21 protein-coding genes, 1 pseudogene and 1 other annotated feature are annotated in these 17917 nt (G+C 57.0%); of the genes and pseudogenes, 15 read left to right on the top strand and 7 right to left on the bottom strand.

From position 1 onward, the window contains the following. Positions 1-6: 6 nt before the first annotated feature. From rluB to rnm, 3 genes are all read right to left on the bottom strand, one after another. On the bottom strand, positions 7-885 hold the full coding sequence (gene rluB, locus WFO70_RS04015; protein WP_337014759.1) for a 23S rRNA pseudouridine(2605) synthase RluB: 879 nt from the start codon (positions 883-885) through the stop codon (positions 7-9). Between the two features lie 102 nt (positions 886-987). Beyond that, the gene (locus tag WFO70_RS04010) at positions 988-1608 is read right to left on the bottom strand and encodes an L-threonylcarbamoyladenylate synthase (RefSeq protein ID WP_337014758.1); all 621 of its coding nucleotides are present in this window, start codon (positions 1606-1608) and stop codon (positions 988-990) included. After that, a complete protein-coding gene (gene rnm / locus WFO70_RS04005; RefSeq protein WP_337014757.1) occupies positions 1605-2486 on the bottom strand; it encodes an RNase RNM in 882 nt (293 codons plus the stop codon). Before rnm ends, WFO70_RS04010 begins: the two co-directional genes overlap by 4 nt. A gap of 138 nt (positions 2487-2624) precedes the next feature. Here rnm and trpL point away from each other — a divergent pair, with 138 nt between their 5' ends. From trpL to WFO70_RS03965, 9 genes are all read left to right on the top strand, one after another. Then, positions 2625-2669, top strand: a complete 45-nt coding sequence (trpL, locus tag WFO70_RS22465) for a trp operon leader peptide (RefSeq protein ID WP_442913365.1) — start codon at positions 2625-2627, stop codon at positions 2667-2669. After that, positions 2646-2740: a sequence feature (Trp leader region), on the top strand. (Overlaps the previous gene by 24 nt.) A 23-nt stretch (positions 2741-2763) precedes the next feature. Next, positions 2764-4326 carry an anthranilate synthase component 1 gene (locus tag WFO70_RS04000; RefSeq protein WP_337014756.1) on the top strand — a complete coding sequence of 521 codons (1563 nt, stop codon included), beginning with the start codon at positions 2764-2766 and terminating at the stop codon, positions 4324-4326. Further along, positions 4326-5921 (top strand): bifunctional anthranilate synthase glutamate amidotransferase component TrpG/anthranilate phosphoribosyltransferase TrpD, encoded by a 1596-nt coding sequence (gene trpD / locus WFO70_RS03995; protein WP_337014755.1) that lies wholly within the window; start codon positions 4326-4328, stop codon positions 5919-5921. The genes WFO70_RS04000 and trpD overlap by 1 nt, the downstream gene beginning before the upstream one ends. A 3-nt stretch (positions 5922-5924) precedes the next feature. After that, positions 5925-7283: a bifunctional indole-3-glycerol-phosphate synthase TrpC/phosphoribosylanthranilate isomerase TrpF gene (gene trpCF, locus WFO70_RS03990; protein ID WP_337014754.1), complete on the top strand. Its 1359-nt coding sequence runs from the start codon at positions 5925-5927 to the stop codon at positions 7281-7283. Between the two features lie 10 nt (positions 7284-7293). Further along, the gene (gene trpB, locus WFO70_RS03985) at positions 7294-8487 is read left to right on the top strand and encodes a tryptophan synthase subunit beta (protein ID WP_337014753.1); all 1194 of its coding nucleotides are present in this window, start codon (positions 7294-7296) and stop codon (positions 8485-8487) included. Beyond that, positions 8487-9296 carry a tryptophan synthase subunit alpha gene (gene trpA / locus WFO70_RS03980; RefSeq protein ID WP_337014752.1) on the top strand — a complete coding sequence of 270 codons (810 nt, stop codon included), beginning with the start codon at positions 8487-8489 and terminating at the stop codon, positions 9294-9296. Before trpB ends, trpA begins: the two co-directional genes overlap by 1 nt. 157 nt (positions 9297-9453) lie before the next feature. Next, positions 9454-10665: a selenium metabolism membrane protein YedE/FdhT gene (yedE, locus tag WFO70_RS03975; RefSeq protein WP_337014751.1), complete on the top strand. Its 1212-nt coding sequence runs from the start codon at positions 9454-9456 to the stop codon at positions 10663-10665. Continuing rightward, complete coding sequence (gene yedF / locus WFO70_RS03970; RefSeq protein WP_039030671.1) at positions 10662-10895, top strand: sulfurtransferase-like selenium metabolism protein YedF; 234 nt, start codon at positions 10662-10664, stop codon at positions 10893-10895. The genes yedE and yedF overlap by 4 nt, the downstream gene beginning before the upstream one ends. Positions 10896-11000: 105 nt before the next feature. Beyond that, positions 11001-11273, top strand: a complete 273-nt coding sequence (locus WFO70_RS03965; RefSeq protein ID WP_337014750.1) for a DUF883 family protein — start codon at positions 11001-11003, stop codon at positions 11271-11273. Positions 11274-11304: 31 nt separating this feature from the next. On the opposite strand, the gene ompW is transcribed toward WFO70_RS03965, so the two are convergent. Beyond that, positions 11305-11937 (bottom strand): outer membrane protein OmpW, encoded by a 633-nt coding sequence (ompW, locus tag WFO70_RS03960; RefSeq protein WP_337014749.1) that lies wholly within the window; start codon positions 11935-11937, stop codon positions 11305-11307. Between the two features lie 234 nt (positions 11938-12171). On the opposite strand from ompW, the pseudogene WFO70_RS03955 reads away from it, so the two are divergent. From WFO70_RS03955 to yciA, 4 genes and pseudogenes are all read left to right on the top strand, one after another. Beyond that, positions 12172-12252: pseudogene (locus WFO70_RS03955) on the top strand (YkgJ family cysteine cluster protein); the annotation flags it as partial. A gap of 25 nt (positions 12253-12277) precedes the next feature. Continuing rightward, positions 12278-13021, top strand: coding sequence for a YciC family protein (locus WFO70_RS03950; RefSeq protein WP_337014748.1), 744 nt, complete (start codon positions 12278-12280; stop codon positions 13019-13021). A 56-nt stretch (positions 13022-13077) separates the two neighbouring features. Then, positions 13078-13617 carry a septation protein A gene (locus WFO70_RS03945; protein WP_337014747.1) on the top strand — a complete coding sequence of 180 codons (540 nt, stop codon included), beginning with the start codon at positions 13078-13080 and terminating at the stop codon, positions 13615-13617. 55 nt (positions 13618-13672) lie between these two features. After that, positions 13673-14068 (top strand): acyl-CoA thioester hydrolase YciA, encoded by a 396-nt coding sequence (gene yciA, locus WFO70_RS03940; RefSeq protein ID WP_337014746.1) that lies wholly within the window; start codon positions 13673-13675, stop codon positions 14066-14068. A 44-nt stretch (positions 14069-14112) separates the two neighbouring features. On the opposite strand, the gene tonB is transcribed toward yciA, so the two are convergent. Then, complete coding sequence (tonB, locus tag WFO70_RS03935; RefSeq protein WP_337016593.1) at positions 14113-14844, bottom strand: TonB system transport protein TonB; 732 nt, start codon at positions 14842-14844, stop codon at positions 14113-14115. 221 nt (positions 14845-15065) lie between these two features. On the opposite strand from tonB, the gene WFO70_RS03930 reads away from it, so the two are divergent. Next, positions 15066-15362: a YciI family protein gene (locus WFO70_RS03930; protein ID WP_337014745.1), complete on the top strand. Its 297-nt coding sequence runs from the start codon at positions 15066-15068 to the stop codon at positions 15360-15362. Positions 15363-15397: 35 nt separating this feature from the next. Here the strand turns inward: WFO70_RS03930 and leuE are convergent, their stop codons facing one another. After that, positions 15398-16033 (bottom strand): leucine efflux protein LeuE, encoded by a 636-nt coding sequence (gene leuE / locus WFO70_RS03925; protein WP_337014744.1) that lies wholly within the window; start codon positions 16031-16033, stop codon positions 15398-15400. A gap of 70 nt (positions 16034-16103) precedes the next feature. Beyond that, the gene (locus tag WFO70_RS03920) at positions 16104-16277 is read right to left on the bottom strand and encodes a YciY family protein (protein WP_098946243.1); all 174 of its coding nucleotides are present in this window, start codon (positions 16275-16277) and stop codon (positions 16104-16106) included. Positions 16278-16419: 142 nt separating this feature from the next. Between WFO70_RS03920 and cls the strand changes: the two genes are divergently transcribed. Continuing rightward, positions 16420-17880 (top strand): cardiolipin synthase, encoded by a 1461-nt coding sequence (gene cls, locus WFO70_RS03915; protein WP_337014743.1) that lies wholly within the window; start codon positions 16420-16422, stop codon positions 17878-17880. Positions 17881-17917: the final 37 nt, after the last annotated feature.

Here is a 17917-nt window from a genome sequence, read left to right as displayed (position 1 = left end):
GTTTTTTTAGCCGTTGTTGTTACGGCTACCAGAGCGGCGATTATTGCTGCTGACCTGGCTGTGACGTTTGACCGCCCGGCGGATCTGGTTCGCTTTCATGCGACGACGATCTTTTTCTACCGCCACCTTCGAGGTGGTTTCCGGGGTCAGCTGCACCAGCTCACGCAGGTAGTTGGTCTGGGTTAAATCCAGCTCGGTATAGCCACCACGCGGCAGCCCTTTCGGCAGCAGAATGTCACCGTAACGCACGCGGATCAGACGGCTAACCTGCACGCCAACGGCTTCCCACAGACGACGCACCTCGCGGTTACGGCCTTCGGTCAGGGTCACGTTGTACCACTGGTTAATGCCTTCACCACCGGTAAATTTGATGGTTTTAAAGGCGGCCGGGCCATCTTCGAGCTGCACGCCGCGAGACAGATCGCGGATTTTATTCTCGTCCACTTCACCAAATACGCGAACCGCGTATTCACGCTCGACTTCACGGCTTGGGTGCATCAGACGGTTTGCCAGCTCACCGTCAGTGGTGAACAGCAGCAGACCGCAGGTGTTAACGTCCAGACGACCGACGGCGATCCAGCGCGCACCGCGCAGTTTTGGCAGACGGTCGAACACGGTCGGACGGCCTTCCGGATCGTTACGGGTACAAAGCTCGCCTTCTGGCTTGTAATAGGCCAGCACGCGGCAAATTTGCTCGGCAGACTCTTTCACTGAGATCAGGTGGCCATCGATACGGATTTTCAGGCCTGGCACGATCTCCACACGGTCACCCAGGGTGGCGATTTTACCGTCCACGCTGACACGACCTGCTTCGATGATGGTTTCGATTTCACGGCGTGAGCCGTGGCCGGCGCGGGCCAGCACTTTCTGTAATTTCTCGCTCATTGAGCTTCCTTCAGGTGTCGCCTTCACAGGCGTCGAATAGGGTCATTATAGCGGAGAAATTACCGCTAAACTGATGGCCGCGTAGTATAGCGGCTTACATCGTTACAAGAAAGGTTTTACGTCACCCACCCCTTCACGCAGCACCACTGGCGCATCTTCCGTTAAATCGATGACCGTAGTCGGCTGTTGGCCGAGATAGCCGCCGTGAATTATCAAATCCACCTGCTTCTCCAGGCGCTCTTTGATCTCATCCGGATCGGATTCGGTGAACTCGCTGCCCGGCAGCATCAGCGACGTCGAGAGCATCGGCTCGCCGTGCGTCTCCAGCAGCGCCTGCGCTATTGGGTTCGACGGCACGCGCATCCCGATCGTTTTGCGCTTTTCCTGCAGCAGGCGACGCGGCACCTCTTTCGTCCCCTTGAGGATAAAGGTGTAGTTACCCGGCGTGTTATTTTTAATCAACCGAAACGCCACGTTATCCACGTAGGAGTAGGTCGATAGCTCAGAGAGATCGCGGCACATCAGGGTAAAGTTATGCCCGTTAGGGATGTGACGGATCCGGCAAATACGTTCCATCGCGCTTTTGTCTTCGATTTTACAACCCAGCGCATAACCCGAATCGGTTGGATAGACGATAACTCCGCCCTTACGCACGATCTCCACGGCCTGATTAATCAAACGCGGCTGCGGATTGTCAGGATGGATATAGAAAAATTGACTCATACTTCCCTCTCTTCAATTGACGTTGGCTGCTCCCAGAGTCCCCACACCGGCTCGACGCCTGCGGGTAACCAGAGCTTGCGTCCCAGCTCGATCCAGGGGCAAGGCTGATGAAAATCAGAGCCCTGGGAGCCAAGGAGGCCGTACTGGCGGGCATACTCAGCCAGTTGACTGCGCTCGTTGGGTGCCTGCTGGCACTGCGCGACTTCCATCGCGTCTCCGCCGTGTTCGGCGAAGTATGCCAGCAGACGTTTCAGCCATTTGGCAGAAAGATCATACCGCCCGGGATGGGCCAGCACTGCCTTACCGCCAGAATGATGAATGACATCAATAGCTTGTTCTATTGTACACCACTGGGGAGGAACGTATCCGGTTTTCCCCCGTGCAAGGTATTTTTTAAATACATCCGCGATGTTATTCGCCTTCCCGGCCTCGACCAGAAAACGGGCAAAGTGCGCCCGGGTTACCGCACCGCCGTTAGCCAGACGCAGCGCCCCTTCCCAGGCACCGGGGATATGGGCTTTATCCAGCCGCTCGGCTATCAGTTCTGCGCGCAAAACGCGACGCGTCTTTTGCTCATCCAGAAACGCGCACATGGTCGGGTTCTCAATATCGATGTTCAGCCCGACGATATGGATCTCATGATTTTCCCAGACGGTGGAAATTTCCACCCCTGCTATCAGTGTAAGCGGCAATTCACTGCGGGCAATTTCCGCCCGCGCGGCCGCAATGGCCTCGGTGGTATCGTGATCGGTGATCGCCAGCGTCCCGACACGCATTTCATGGGCGCGATGGACAAGTTCTTCGGGCGTAAGCAGGCCGTCAGAGGCCTGAGTATGGCTGTGTAAGTCGTAAATCACTGCGTAATTCGTGTCGCTCAAAGCGGCTCCCGTCACTCATCTTCAATATCTGCGCCGCCATAATAGCGGTATGTGGTGAAATTCTGAAATCGGGGGGTTGACATTACGCCATCGAACTAGTTAACTAGTACGCAAGTTCACTCAACGAGGTATCTGAAAATGACTGCACATTTCACTCTGCACAGATGGTGGCGCACTTCCTGATTATCGGGCAGTGTCGTACGTCTGCGTCATGCAAACAGATACCTGGCCCGCCACTGAGCGGGCTTTTTTATGAACAGAATAAAGAGAACAAAAAATGCAAACAGCCAAACCGACCCTTGAACTGCTGACCCGTGAGGCGGCGTATCGCCACAACCCTACCGCCCTGTTCCATCAGGTCTGCGGCGCACGCCCTGCCACGCTGCTGCTGGAGTCGGCGGATATCGACAGTAAGGATGACCTGAAAAGCCTGCTGCTGGTCGACAGTGCGCTGCGCATCACCGCTATGGGTAACACCGTCACCCTGCAGGCGCTTTCTGAAAATGGCGCAGCGCTGCTCTGTTTACTGGATGGCGTGCTGCCGGCAGGCATTGAGAATGAACATCGCCCGGACCAGCGGATCCTGCACTTCCCGCCGGTCAGCCAGCTGCTGGACGAAGATGCCCGCCTCTGCTCGCTGTCGGTATTTGATGCCTTCCGTCTGTTACAGGGCCTGGTGAATGTCCCGGAACATGAGCGCGAAGCGATGTTCTTCGGCGGGCTGTTTGCCTATGACCTGGTCGCCGGCTTTGAAGAGCTTCCGGAGCTTGAACAGGGCAACCGCTGCCCGGACTACTGCTTCTACCTGGCGGAAACCTTACTGGTGATCGACCACCAGAAAAAATACACCCGCATTCAGGCCAGCCTGTTTACGCCATTGCTGGCAGAAAAACAGCGTCTGGAGCAACGTATCGCCCAGCTGCAGGCGCAGATGAATGAAGCCCCACCAGAACTGCCGGTGCAGCGCGTAGAGCAGATGCGCTGCGACGTCAGCCAGACGGACGATGAGTACGGCGTGGTGGTTCGCCAGATGCAGAAAGCGATTCGCGCGGGCGAGATTTTCCAGGTGGTACCGTCCCGTCGCTTCTCCCTGCCCTGCCCTTCGCCGCTGGCAGCCTACGATGTGCTGAAGAAGAGCAACCCCAGCCCGTACATGTTCTTTATGCAGGATAACGATTTTACGCTGTTCGGCGCGTCGCCGGAGAGCTCCCTGAAGTACGACGCCACCAGCCGTCAGATTGAAATCTATCCGATTGCCGGAACCCGCCCGCGCGGTCGCCGCGCCGACGGTTCTCTGGACCGCGATCTCGACAGCCGCATTGAACTGGAGATGCGCACCGACCAGAAAGAGATGTCTGAGCATCTGATGCTGGTAGATCTGGCGCGTAACGATCTGGCGCGCATCTGCACTCCGGGCAGCCGCTACGTGGCGGATTTAACCAAAGTGGACCGTTACTCCTTCGTGATGCACCTGGTCTCCCGCGTGGTGGGCGAGCTGCGTCAGGATCTGGATGTGCTGCACGCCTACCGCGCCTGCATGAACATGGGCACCCTGAGCGGCGCGCCGAAAGTCCGCGCCATGCAGCTTATCGCTCAGGCCGAAGGCCGCCGCCGCGGCAGCTACGGCGGTGCGGTGGGTTACTTTACCGCCCATGGCGATCTGGACACCTGCATTGTGATCCGCTCCGCCTACGTTGAAGAAGGCATTGCCACCGTCCAGGCGGGCGCAGGCATCGTGCTCGACTCGGTTCCGCAGTCTGAAGCTGACGAAACCCGCAATAAGGCCCGCGCGGTACTGCGCGCAATTGCGACTGCCCATCACGCACAGGAGATTTTCTGATGGCTGACATTCTGCTGCTCGATAATATCGACTCATTTACCTACAACCTGGCGGATCAGCTGCGTGCAAACGGTCACAACGTGGTGATTTACCGTAACCATGTTCCGGCCCAGACCTTAATCGACCGCCTGGCGACCATGCAAAACCCGGTGCTGATGCTCTCCCCGGGCCCGGGCGCGCCAAGTGAAGCGGGCTGTATGCCGGAGCTGCTGACCCGCATGCGCGGCAAGCTGCCGATCATCGGCATCTGTCTGGGTCATCAGGCGATTGTCGAGGCCTACGGCGGTTACGTTGGTCAGGCCGGTGAGATCCTGCACGGGAAAGCCTCCAGTATTGAACATGACGGCCAGGCGATGTTTGCCGGGCTGATGAACCCGCTGCCGGTGGCACGCTATCACTCGCTGGTGGGCAGTAATATTCCGGCAGGCCTGACTATCAACGCCCATTTCAACGGGATGGTGATGGCGGTGCGTCACGATGCAGACCGGGTGTGCGGCATGCAGTTCCACCCGGAATCCATTCTCACCTCCCAGGGCGCACGCCTGCTGGAGCAGACCCTCAACTGGGCGCTGCAGAAGCTGGAGCAGACCAACACCCTGCAGCCGATTCTGGAAAAACTCTATCAGGCGCAAACCCTGAGCCAGCAGGAGAGCCACCAGCTCTTCTCCGCCGTGGTCCGCGGCGAGCTGAAGCCGGAGCAGCTGGCCGCCGCGCTGGTGAGCATGAAAGTGCGTGGCGAGCAGCCGCAGGAGATCGCCGGGGCCGCCACCGCCCTGCTGGAAAACGCCGCCCCGTTCCCGCGTCCGGACTATCTGTTCGCGGATATCGTCGGCACCGGTGGCGACGGCAGCAACAGTATCAACATCTCTACCGCCAGCGCCTTCGTGGCCGCAGCCTGTGGGCTGAAGGTGGCGAAGCACGGCAACCGCAGCGTCTCCAGCCGTTCCGGATCGTCGGATCTGCTGGCCGCTTTCGGCATCAATCTGGACATGAACGCGGAGAAATCCCGCGATGCGCTGGACGAGCTGGGGGTCTGCTTCCTGTTCGCCCCGAAGTATCACACCGGGTTCCGTCACGCGATGCCGGTGCGTCAGCAGCTGAAAACCCGCACCCTGTTTAACGTGCTGGGCCCGCTGATCAACCCGGCGCACCCGCCGCTGGCGCTGATTGGCGTCTACAGCCCGGAGCTGGTGCTGCCGATTGCCGAAACCCTGCGCGTGCTCGGCTATCAGCGCGCCGCGGTGGTGCACAGCGGCGGGATGGACGAAGTCTCCCTGCATGCGCCGACCCTGGTGGCCGAGCTGAATAACGGCGAAATCAAAAGCTATCAGCTTGAGGCCGCCGACTTTGGCCTGACGCCGTATCACCAGGAGCAGCTGGCAGGCGGCACCCCGGAAGAAAACCGTGACATTCTGACGCGCCTGTTACAAGGTAAAGGTGAGCCTGCGCATGAGGCCGCCGTGGCCGCTAACGTCGCCATGCTGATGCGTCTGCACGGCGAAGAAAATCTCCAGGTTAATGCACAAAAAGTGATGGACGTGTTGCGCTCTGGCGCAGCCTACGACCGAGTGACCGCACTTGCGGCAAGAGGGTAAACAATGCAGACCGTATTAGCGAAAATCGTTGCCGATAAGGCCATCTGGGTTGAAGCCCGTAAAGCGCAGCAACCGCTCGCCAGTTTCCAGAATGAGGTGGTGCCGAGCAGCCGTCGTTTCTATGAGGCCCTGCGGGGCGCGCGAACCGCGTTTATCCTGGAGTGCAAAAAGGCTTCTCCGTCGAAAGGGGTGATCCGCGATGATTTCGACCCGGCACAAATTGCCGCCATCTATAAGCACCACGCTTCGGCCATTTCGGTGCTGACCGATGAGAAGTATTTCCAGGGCAGCTTTGATTTTCTGCCGATCGTCAGCGGGATCGCCCCGCAGCCGATTTTGTGCAAAGACTTTATTATCGACCCGTATCAAATCTGGCTGGCACGCTTTTATCAGGCCGACGCCTGCCTGCTGATGCTCTCGGTGCTGGATGATGAGCAGTACCGCCAGCTTGCCGCGGTGGCGCACAGCCTGAACATGGGCGTGTTGACCGAGGTGAGCAACGAAGAGGAGCTGGAGCGCGCCATCGCCCTGGAGGCGAAAGTGGTGGGGATCAATAACCGCGACCTGCGCGACCTCTCTATCGACCTCAACCGCACCCGCCAGCTGGCGCCGCGTCTGGGCGCAGGCGTAACGGTGATCAGCGAGTCCGGCATCAATTCTTATGCCCAGGTTCGCGAGCTGAGCCACTTCGCCAACGGCTTCCTGATTGGTTCGGCGATGATGGAGCAGGCCGATCTCAGCGCGGCAGTGCGTCGCGTCCTGCTGGGTGAAAACAAGGTCTGCGGCCTGACCCGTCCTCAGGATGCCGCGGCGGCCCATGAAGCGGGTGCTATTTACGGCGGGCTGATCTTTGTTGAATCCTCCCCGCGCAACGTCAGCGAAACCCAGGCGCGCGAGGTGATCGCTGCCGCACCGCTGCAGTACGTGGGCGTATTCCGCAATGCGGCCATCGACAAGGTAGTTGCCACGGCAGAGGCCCTTTCTCTTGCCGCCGTTCAGCTCCATGGCAGCGAAGACCAGCGCTATATCGATACCCTGCGTGAAACCTTGCCTCCGCAGGTGCAGATCTGGAAAGCGCTGAGCGTGGCCGACACCCTGCCGCCGCGCACGCTTAATCATGTTGATAAATATGTTCTGGATAATGGCCAGGGCGGAACCGGGCAGCGCTTTGACTGGTCGCTGCTCAACGGTGAGACGCTGGATAACGTCCTGCTCGCCGGGGGCTTAAGCCCGGACAACTGCGTTGAAGCCGCCAAATCTGGCTGCGCAGGTCTCGATTTCAATTCAGGCGTTGAGTCGCAGCCGGGCATCAAAGATGCCGGCAAGCTGGCTTCGGTGTTTAAAACGCTGCGTGCATATTAAGGAAGAGAAGATGACCACATTATTAAACCCTTACTTTGGCGAATTCGGCGGCATGTATGTGCCGCAGATCCTGATGCCCGCCCTGCGCCAGCTGGAAGAGGCGTTCGTGAGCGCGCAAAAAGATCCGCTCTTCCAGGCTGAATTTACCGACCTGCTGAAAAACTATGCCGGTCGTCCGACGGCCCTGACCAAATGCCGTAACCTGACCGAGGGCACCAACACCACGCTGTATCTTAAGCGTGAAGATCTGCTCCACGGCGGCGCACATAAAACCAACCAGGTGCTGGGTCAGGCGCTGCTGGCAAAACGGATGGGTAAAACTGAAATCATCGCCGAAACCGGTGCCGGTCAGCACGGTGTGGCCTCGGCGCTGGCCAGCGCCCTGCTCGGCCTGAAATGCCGTATCTACATGGGTGCCAAGGACGTTGAGCGTCAGTCGCCAAACGTCTTCCGTATGCGTCTGATGGGCGCGGAAGTGATCCCGGTTTACAGCGGCTCTGCCACGCTGAAAGATGCCTGTAACGAGGCGCTGCGCGACTGGTCCGGTAACTATGAAAACGCCCACTATATGCTGGGTACCGCCGCGGGTCCGCACCCGTTCCCGACTATCGTGCGTGAATTCCAGCGGATGATCGGTGAAGAGACCAAAGCGCAGATCCTCGAAAAAGAGGGGCGTCTGCCGGATGCAGTTATCGCCTGTGTGGGCGGCGGATCTAACGCCATCGGTATGTTCGCTGACTTCATCGACGATACCAGCGTGGGCCTGATTGGCGTGGAGCCGGCCGGTCACGGGATTGAAACCGGTGAACACGGTGCGCCGCTGAAGCATGGCCGCGTGGGGATCTACTTCGGTATGAAAGCGCCAATGATGCAGACCGACGAAGGCCAGATTGAAGAGTCGTACTCCATCTCTGCCGGGCTGGACTTCCCGTCCGTCGGGCCGCAGCACGCTTATCTGAACAGCATCGGTCGCGCCGAATACGTATCGATCACCGATGACGAAGCGCTGGAAGCGTTTAAAACCCTGTGCCGTAAAGAGGGGATTATTCCTGCGCTGGAGTCCTCGCACGCGCTGGCCCATGCCCTGAAAATGATCAAAGACAACCCGGAAAAAGAGCAGCTGCTGGTGGTGAACCTTTCCGGTCGCGGTGATAAAGACATCTTTACCGTTCACGATATTCTGAAAGCACGAGGGGAAATCTGATGGAACGTTACGATAACGTGTTTGCTGAGCTGAAGGCTCGCAAGGAAGGCGCTTTTGTTCCCTTCGTTACCCTGGGGGATCCCTCTCCGGAGCAGTCGCTGAAAATTATCGACACCCTGATTGAAGCCGGTGCCGATGCGCTGGAGCTGGGTATTCCCTTCTCCGATCCGCTGGCCGACGGCCCGACCATCCAGGCCGCCACCCTGCGCGCGTTTGCCGCAGGCGTGACCCCGTCCCAGTGCTTTGAGATGCTGGCGACGATTCGCCAGAAATACCCGACCATTCCCATTGGGCTGCTGATGTACGCCAACCTGGTGTTTAACCGCGGCATCGACGAGTTTTACGCCGAGTGCGCGCGCGTGGGGGTGGATTCCGTGCTGGTGGCCGATGTGCCGGTCGAGGAGTCAGCCCCGTTCCGCCAGGCGGCGATGCGTCATAACGTCGCGCCGATCTTTATCTGCCCGCCGAACGCCGACGACGAACTGCTGCGTCAGATCGCCTCCCACGGACGCGGGTATACCTACCTGCTGTCCCGCGCCGGGGTGACGGGCGCGGAGAACAAAGCCGCCCTGCCGCTGCACCATCTGGTAGAGAAACTGGCAGAGTACAATGCCGCACCACCGCTGCAGGGCTTTGGTATTTCGGCCCCGGAGCAGGTCTCTGCGGCACTGGGGGCCGGTGCTGCCGGGGCGATTTCCGGTTCGGCGATCGTGAAAATTATCGAAAACAACGTCGATAAGCCTGAGCAGATGCTGAGCGAGCTGAAAACCTTCGCTAGCGCCATGAAAGCGGCGACCCGTCCGCAGTAAGACAACCGCCGTCTGGTTTTGCCAGGCGGCATCTTGCGTAAATTGATCCCTTCGAGCTTTCGTGCATTTAACGCTGTTCAAATGTGTTTCCCGGCGTATTATCCCCCCCGTATTTTCATTCTTACTCCTTAAACCTTCTGAGTTCAGAGGCTTATCTATGTCGTGGCAACACTTTAAACAGACTTATTTGATTAAGTTCTGGTCCCCCGTTCCTGCGGTTATTGCAGCAGGCATCCTCTCTACCTACTACTTCGGCATCACCGGCACCTTCTGGGCCGTCACTGGCGAATTCACCCGCTGGGGCGGTCAGCTATTGCAGCTGGCGGGCGTGCATACCGAAGAGTGGGGCTATTTCAAACTGATCCATCTCGAAGGCACACCGCTCACCCGTATCGACGGGATGATGATCATCGGTATGTTCGGCGGCTGTTTCGCTGCCGCACTGTGGGCCAACAACGTCAAACTGCGCATGCCGAAGAGCCGGATCCGCATCGCTCAGGCGGTCATCGGGGGCATCATCGCCGGGTTTGGCGCGCGTCTGGCGATGGGCTGTAACCTGGCCGCCTTCTTCACCGGCATTCCCCAGTTCTCCCTGCACGCCTGGTTCTTCGCCCTGGCTACCGCCGTGGGCTCGTACTTTGGCGCACGCTTCACGCTGCTGCCGCTGTTCCGTATCCCGGTCAACATGCAAAAGGTGAGCGCCGCCTCGCCGCTGACCCAGAAGCCCGATCAGGCCCGCCGCCGCTTTCGTTTCGGGATGCTGGTGCTCTTTGGGATGTTGGCCTGGGCGCTCTGTACCGCGCTGGATCAGCCCAAACTCGGGCTGGCGATGCTGTTCGGGGTCGGCTTTGGTCTGCTGATTGAGCGGGCGCAGATCTGTTTTACCTCGGCCTTCCGGGATATGTGGATCACCGGGCGCACCATGATGGCGAAAGCGATCATCGCCGGGATGGCGGTGAGCGCCATCGGCATTTTTAGCTACGTCCAGCTGGGCGTGGCCCCCAAAATCATGTGGGCCGGGCCGAACGCTATTATCGGCGGGCTGCTGTTTGGCTTCGGGATTGTACTGGCGGGCGGCTGCGAAACGGGCTGGATGTACCGTGCGGTTGAAGGTCAGGTTCACTACTGGTGGGTCGGTCTGGGTAACGTGATTGGCTCAACCCTGCTGGCATATTACTGGGATGATTTTGCCCCGGCGCTGGCAACCAACTGGGATAAGGTCAATCTTCTCAATACCTTCGGTCCGCTGGGCGGGCTGCTGGTGACCTACCTTTTGCTGTTGATCGCCTTTTTACTGGTGCTGGCGCAGGAGAAACGCTTCTTCCGTCGCGCTGCCGTGAATACTGAAAGACGTGAGGAAGCCGCATGAAAGAGATCGTTCCCGATTACCGCCTCGATATGGTGGGTGAACCTTGCCCCTACCCGGCCGTCGCAACCCTTGAGGCGATGCCGCAGTTGAAAAAAGGCGAGATCCTCGAGGTGGTGAGTGACTGTCCGCAATCCATCAACAATATTCCGCTGGATGCCAAAAACCACGGCTATACAGTGCTGGATATTCAGCAGGATGGTCCCACCATCCGTTATCTGATCCAGAAGTAACACCAGGGTGGCGACTGGCCACCCGTTTCTTAAGTATTAATCCCATTTTCTTCAGGATATCTCTATGGAGTCTATGCTTTACATTGACTACAAAAGGAGAACGTTATGTCAGAACAAAATCTTGATAATGATGCACAATATGCTGGTGATAAAGCGAAGAACAAGCTGAACGAAGCGGCTGGTGCTGCCCAGCAGCAGTTTGGCGAATTTGTTGATTCACCAAAACATCAGTTGAAAGGTGCCGGGCGCAAATATGCCGCGCAGGCCAGTGACGTAGTGACTGATGTTACCGACGCGGTAAAAAATAATCCTCTTACCGGCCTTATTGCCGCAGGCGCAGTGGGCATTGTCCTCGGCCTGCTGCTGGGTCGTCGATAAATACAGAAGGCCCCTCGGGGCCTTCTTTTCATCAGAAGCGGTACCCCGCCGAGAACATAAACACCCACGGATCCAGACGGGTGCTGATATTTTGCTGTTGATCCCCCGCCTTAAAGCGCACCTCGGTGTCGATATCCATATACCAGACCGACATGTTAATCAGCCAGTCGCGGTTGATGAGATAATCCAGCCCCACCTGCCCCGCTGCGCCCCATGAATCTTTCAGGCTCAGATCGGACAGACCCGCCGCTTTACCGGTATCGTTAAACTTTTCATCAAAGAAGGTGGTGTAGTTAACCCCGGCACCAATATAGGGGCGAACCTTGCTGCCCGCATCGCCAAAATACCACTGGGCCATCAGCGTAGGGGGCAGATGATGTACGGTGGCGATATCCCCGGTCGGGCCCGTACCTACCTTGTGACGAAACGGCGTGGCCGCCAGCAGTTCAACGCCGACGTTGTCGGTGGCCATCCAGGTAAAGGTCATTCCGGCCTGGGTATTGTTACTGACGTTAAAACCGCCCAGCCCCAGAACATTGTCCGAGCCTTCGGTAGGACGTACCGTGGCGGTCCCCAGACGGAAAAAGAACTCGCCTGCTTCGTGGGCCATTGCGCCGCCGGAAAGCGTGCTCAGAATCAGGGCTGCCATCGCTGCTTTTTTCATATCCATTCCCTCGTTATGGTTTTATTGAGGAACGGAATATACCTATAAATGATTACTAAGTGATCTCGTTGGGATCACATTAGATTCAGCAATTTAACATTCATTGATCTAAATTAATTTTTCCAACAAACGGCAAAAATTGGTAGTGGTCATCTGGATCAATTTTGCCGTTTCGGGTCAATACAGCGCAGCGGGATAGCAACCGCACAAAATTACAGCGGGGCATTGCGGGTGCTTTACAAAGATATGCTTTTCCATACAAGGCTTGATACTGCCACCGGGGAGTTATCCAGGGTACAATTGCCCGCTAATTAATACCTGCAATACTCAAGGAGAGTGCATGTCTATCACGGCGAAGTCTGTCTACCGTGACACGGGGAATTTCTTCCGCAATCAGTTCATTACCTTTTTACTGATCGCCTTGTTGTGCGCATTAATCACGGTGGTACTTGGTCATGCCTTTTCGCCGAGTGAGGAGCAGATTGCCAGCCTGAGCCAGGGCGACCAGATCGCCAGCAGCGTCGGGCTGTTTGAGATGGTGCAGAATATGACGCCAGAGCAGCAGCAGATCCTGTTGCGCGCCTCTGCCGCCACCACCTTTTCCGGTTTGATTGGCAATGCCATTCTGGCGGGTGGCGTGCTGTTAATGATCCAGCTGGTCTCGGCCGGCCATCGCGTCAGCGCCCTGCGGGCGATTGGTGCCAGCGCACCGCTGCTGCCGAAGCTGTTCATCCTGATCTTTTTAACCACCATGCTGGTGCAGTTAGGGATTATGCTGGTCGTGGTGCCGGGGGTACTGTTAGCGATTGTGCTCGCCTTCGCGCCGATTATGGTCGTACAGGACCGAATGGGCATTTTTGTCGCCATGCGTAGCAGCATCCGCCTGGCATGGTCTAATATGCGTCTGGTTGCCCCGGCGGTAATGAGCTGGCTGCTGGCTAAAACCCTGCTGCTGCTGTTTGCCCCGAACCTGGCCGTACTGACCCCGAACGTCGGTGCCGTAGTGGCAAATACGGTGAGCAACCTGATCTCAGCGGTATTGCTCGTCTACTTGTTCCGCCTGTATACGCTAATTCGTCAGTAATTTTTCTGATGGCCTGAGCACCACGCCCAGGCCGTCGCAGATGATGGAATCGAAGAATGAAGCAGTTTCTTGATTTTTTACCCCTGGTTGTCTTTTTTGCCTTCTACAAGCTCTATGACATCTATGCGGCAACCACCGCGCTGATCGTCGCCACCGCAATAGTGCTGATCTACAGCTGGGTGCGCTACCGCAAGGTCGAAAAGATGGCCTTGATCACCTTCGTGCTGGTGGCCTTCTTTGGCGGGTTAACCATCTTTTTCCACAACGACGAGTTCATCAAGTGGAAAGTGACCGTTATCTACGTGCTGTTTGCCGGGGCCCTGCTGTTCAGCCAGTGGGTGATGAAAAAGCCGCTCATTCAGCGCATGCTGGGTAAAGAGCTGGCCCTGCCGCAGAGCGTCTGGTCGCGCCTGAATATTGCCTGGGCGGTGTTCTTTATTCTTTGCGGTTTGGCGAATATCTATATCGCCTTCTGGCTGCCGCAGAATATCTGGGTCAACTTCAAAGTCTTTGGCCTGACCGCCTTAACGCTGATTTTCACCCTGCTGAGCGGCGTCTACATTTACCGCCACATGCCGCAGGACGACAAGAATTGATCCCCCGGCCAGCGCACCTCAGGCGCTGGCCACTTCGTTATAAGCTGAGATAATAATGACAACTCAAGACGCTCCTCAGGGCGAACTGGTTTTACGCACGCTTGCAATGCCCGCCGACACCAATGCGAACGGTGATATTTTTGGCGGCTGGCTGATGTCGCAGATGGATATGGGCGGGGCGATCCTCGCCAAAGAGATAGCTCAGGGACGGGTGGTGACGGTCCGGGTCGATGGCATGACCTTCCTGCGCCCTGTCGCGGTGGGGGATGTCGTCTGCTGTTACGCGCGCTGCGTAAAGCGCGGCAATACCTCGGTGTCGATTAACATTGAGGTGTGGGTGAAAAAGGTCTCTTCTGAGCCTATCGGTCAGCGTTACAAAGCGACCGAAGCACTGTTTATCTATGTCGCCGTGGATAACGACGGGAAGCCTCGTCCCCTGCCTCAGATTTGAGATACAGGCCGCAAAAAAAAGCCTCCGTCAGGAGGCTTTCTTATTTATTCCATCTGCGCCCCGCCGTTCATGCGGAAAACAATATTCACCACCAGCCCGCTGCCTGGCTTACCGGCTTCGTAACGCCATCTACGCATCGCATTTTTTACTTCACGCTCAAACATATTCGATGGCTGGGCGGAAAGAATCTGGACATTATCCACCCGCCCGTCTGCGGTCACGTCAAATTTCACGCGAACACGCCCTTCGATGCGGAGTGCTTGCGCACGGGACGGGTATTGTGGCTGGTTGCGACTCAGCGCGCGCGGACCCGCAGGGGCAGCGGCGACCGGCTTAGTGGTCGTCGGGGAAGTATTCATCACCGGACGAGTCGGGGCCGCTCTCTCAACCGGCTGGGTGGTGCGAGGCTCGACCGGGCGCTCTTCACGCTTCGGACGCTCTTCCACCTTTTTCTCTGGCTTCGGCTTTGGCTTCGGCTTCGGTTTTGGCTTGGGCTCCGGTTTATGGATCACCACAGGCGCTTCTTTTGGCGGCTCAGGAACGATTTCTGGTTCCGGTTCCGGCTCGGGTTCTGCAACAGGTTCCGGTGGTGGCGCGACCTGCACGGGCTCCAGCTCCGCAGGCGTTACCATGGTCACAGAAATCGGCTGCGCGGGCGCTGGCATTTCAATAACCTGATGTACCGATGTGTAAAGCAGACCCGCCACGACGGCTCCGTGAATTCCGACGGATAACAGCGTCGGCCAGGGAAAGCGGCGAGGGAGTTCAAGGGTCATTGAAGTCATAATCGTTTCAGTTAAAAAGCCAGGCCCTGATTTTAAATGCAAATAGCAATCATATTCAATAAGCCAGTTACACTTCGCCCCAATTAACCGTCCATCAGGCGAAAAAAGACCCGCAACGAGCAGGGTTTTAACAATGTTGCCATCTTTGCATTGCAGTCACCTGCACTTTCACATAACGTAATTCACACTTTTATCGGTTAAGGAGCTCCGCTGTGCTTTACGTGATTTTTGCTACAGATGTTGCTGATTCTCTTGAAAAACGCCTTTCCGTTCGCCCTGCCCATCTGGCGCGCTTACAACTGCTGCATGACGAAGGCAGATTACTGACCGCAGGGCCAATGCCTGCCGTCGACAGCAACGATCCGGGTGCGGCCGGCTTTACCGGCTCAACGGTGATTGCTGAGTTTGAATCGCTCGAAGCCGCACAGGCCTGGGCGCAGGACGACCCGTATGTGGCGGCAGGCGTGTATGATAACGTCGTGGTGAAGCCGTTTAAAAAAGTTTTCTAGGATAAAAAAAGGCTCCTTATCAGGAGCCTTTTTCGTTAGTGCAGCGACGCCAGCCGCGCCGCGAACCCGACAAACAACAAACCGATCAAGCCATTTCCCAGCTTCGCCAGTTTCTTTTTAGTCTTCAGGTAGCGCGTGACGAACGCCCCGGAGAAAATCAGGAAGCTCATATAGATAAAGCTGATAATCTCCAGCGTGATAGCGAGGATCATAAAGGCCACGCCGGTGTTATTAGCCTGAACGTCAATGAACTGCACAAAGAACGAGACATAAAACAGGATCGCTTTCGGGTTGGTCATACTCAGTACCAGCGAACGTTTCATGATGGTTTTTGCCGGTTCGATACCGCCCGCTTCACCCTGCTGTTTATGCCGGATCACGGACCAGAGCATCTTGCCGCCCAGCCATAACAGATAAAACGCCCCGAGATAGCGAACAATATTAAACAGCACCGGGGTGGTCTGAATCAGCGCCGCCACGCCTGCCCAGGCGAGAAACATCAGCACCGCATCACCAATGAACACGCCGCTGGCCGCCAGGTAGCCTTTTTTCACGCCGTGACCAATACCGGTTTTCAGGACGAACAGGGTATTGGGACCCGGAACCAGAACGATGAAAATGGCCCCAACTACATAGGTCCAGAAATTAAGTACACCAAAATCCGCAAACACCTCATCCTCCTTTTTGAAATAGCGAATCTTTAAAAAACATCGGGCACCTCAGAGGGTGCCCTTGTGTCATTCAGTAATCCTGAACGGCGAACAGTAACGCATTGCGATGACGGTTCATACTGCATTTTCTGATGGCGTGGATACGCATATTACGGCGGGATTGTGCTTCCAGCCAACGCGCTTTGCGACGACCTGTCTGTCGCAACATGCGCCAGCGCCCTACTTCTGTTCTACTGCGCTTCATGTTAACAACTCTTCCCAAAACAGAGCGCTCATTATAGACCCTTGCCTGCGGCAAACCAGCGCTTTTATCTGGCGTTTTTATTTGCCAGAAAAATCCTGACGCGTAAACTCTTAACAATACGCTTTCAAAAGGATTTTTTATTATGACAACCTTCTACACCGTGGTGAGTTGGCTGCTCATTCTGGGATACTGGCTGCTTATCGCGGGGGTGACATTACGCATCCTGATGAAGCGTCGGGCCGTTCCCTCCGCCATGGCATGGCTGTTGATTATTTTTATCCTGCCGCTGGTTGGCATTATTGCGTATTTGTCTTTTGGTGAACTACATCTCGGTAAACGTCGGGCAGAACGTGCCCGCGCCATGTGGCCCTCAACGGCTAAATGGCTGAACGACCTGAAATCCTGCAAACATATCTTTGCCGAAGAGAACAGCGACGTCGCCGCCTCCCTGTTTCAGCTCTGCGAGCGCCGCCAGGGCATTGCCGGGGTTAAGGGCAATCAGCTGCAGCTGATGACGACGTCGGATGACGTGATGAATGCGCTGATCCGCGATATTCAGCTGGCGCGGCATAACATTGAGATGGTGTTCTACATCTGGCAACCGGGTGGGATGGCCGATCAGGTGGCAGAGTCCTTGATGGCCGCCGCACGTCGGGGCATTCACTGCCGTCTGATGCTCGACTCCGCCGGCAGCGTGACCTTTTTCCGCAGCAACTGGGCGTCGATGATGCGCAATGCTGGCGTAGAGGTGGTCGAAGCGTTAAAGGTTAATCTGCTGCGTGTGTTCCTGCGCAGGATGGACCTGCGCCAGCACCGCAAAATGGTGCTGATCGACAACTACATCGCCTATACCGGCAGTATGAATATGGTGGACCCGCGCTTCTTTAAACAGGATGCCGGTGTCGGCCAGTGGGTCGATCTGATGGCGCGTATGGAAGGCCCGGTCGCCACCGCGATGGGCGTGGTCTACTCCTGCGACTGGGAGATCGAAACCGGCAAGCGCATTCTGCCCCCGCCGCCTGATGCTAACATTATGCCGTTTGAGCAGGCCAGCGGACACACCATCCACACCATTGCCTCCGGTCCTGGCTTCCCGGAAGACCTCATTCATCAGGCGCTACTCACCGCGGCCTATTCCGCCCGGGAATACCTGATCATGACCACCCCCTACTTTGTGCCGAGCGACGATCTGCTGCATGCCATCTGTACCGCCGCCCAGCGTGGGGTGGACGTCAGCATCATCCTGCCGCGCAAGAACGATTCGGTGCTGGTGGGCTGGGCCAGCCGGGCCTTCTTCAGCGAACTGCTGGCCGCCGGGGTGAAGATCTACCAGTTCGAAGGTGGGCTGCTGCACACCAAGAGCGTGCTGGTGGACGGAGAGCTGAGTCTGGTAGGAACGGTTAACCTGGACATGCGCAGCCTGTGGCTCAATTTTGAGATCACCCTGGTGATCGATGACGCCGGTTTTGGTGGCGATTTGGCCGCCGTACAGGACGACTATATCTCCCGCTCCCGCTTGCTGGACGCGCAACTGTGGGTGAAACGGCCGCTGTGGCAGCGAATTACCGAACGACTGTTTTACTTCTTTAGTCCGTTGCTGTAAAACGTGCCCAACCAACGATGTTAAACAGGTAGTCATC

It is taken from the genome of Leclercia sp. AS011 (assembly GCF_037152535.1).
GTDB lineage: Bacteria > Pseudomonadota > Gammaproteobacteria > Enterobacterales > Enterobacteriaceae > Enterobacter.
The sequence above is the reverse complement of the archived record's forward strand: the minus strand, read 5'-3'. Positions and strand labels throughout refer to the sequence as shown.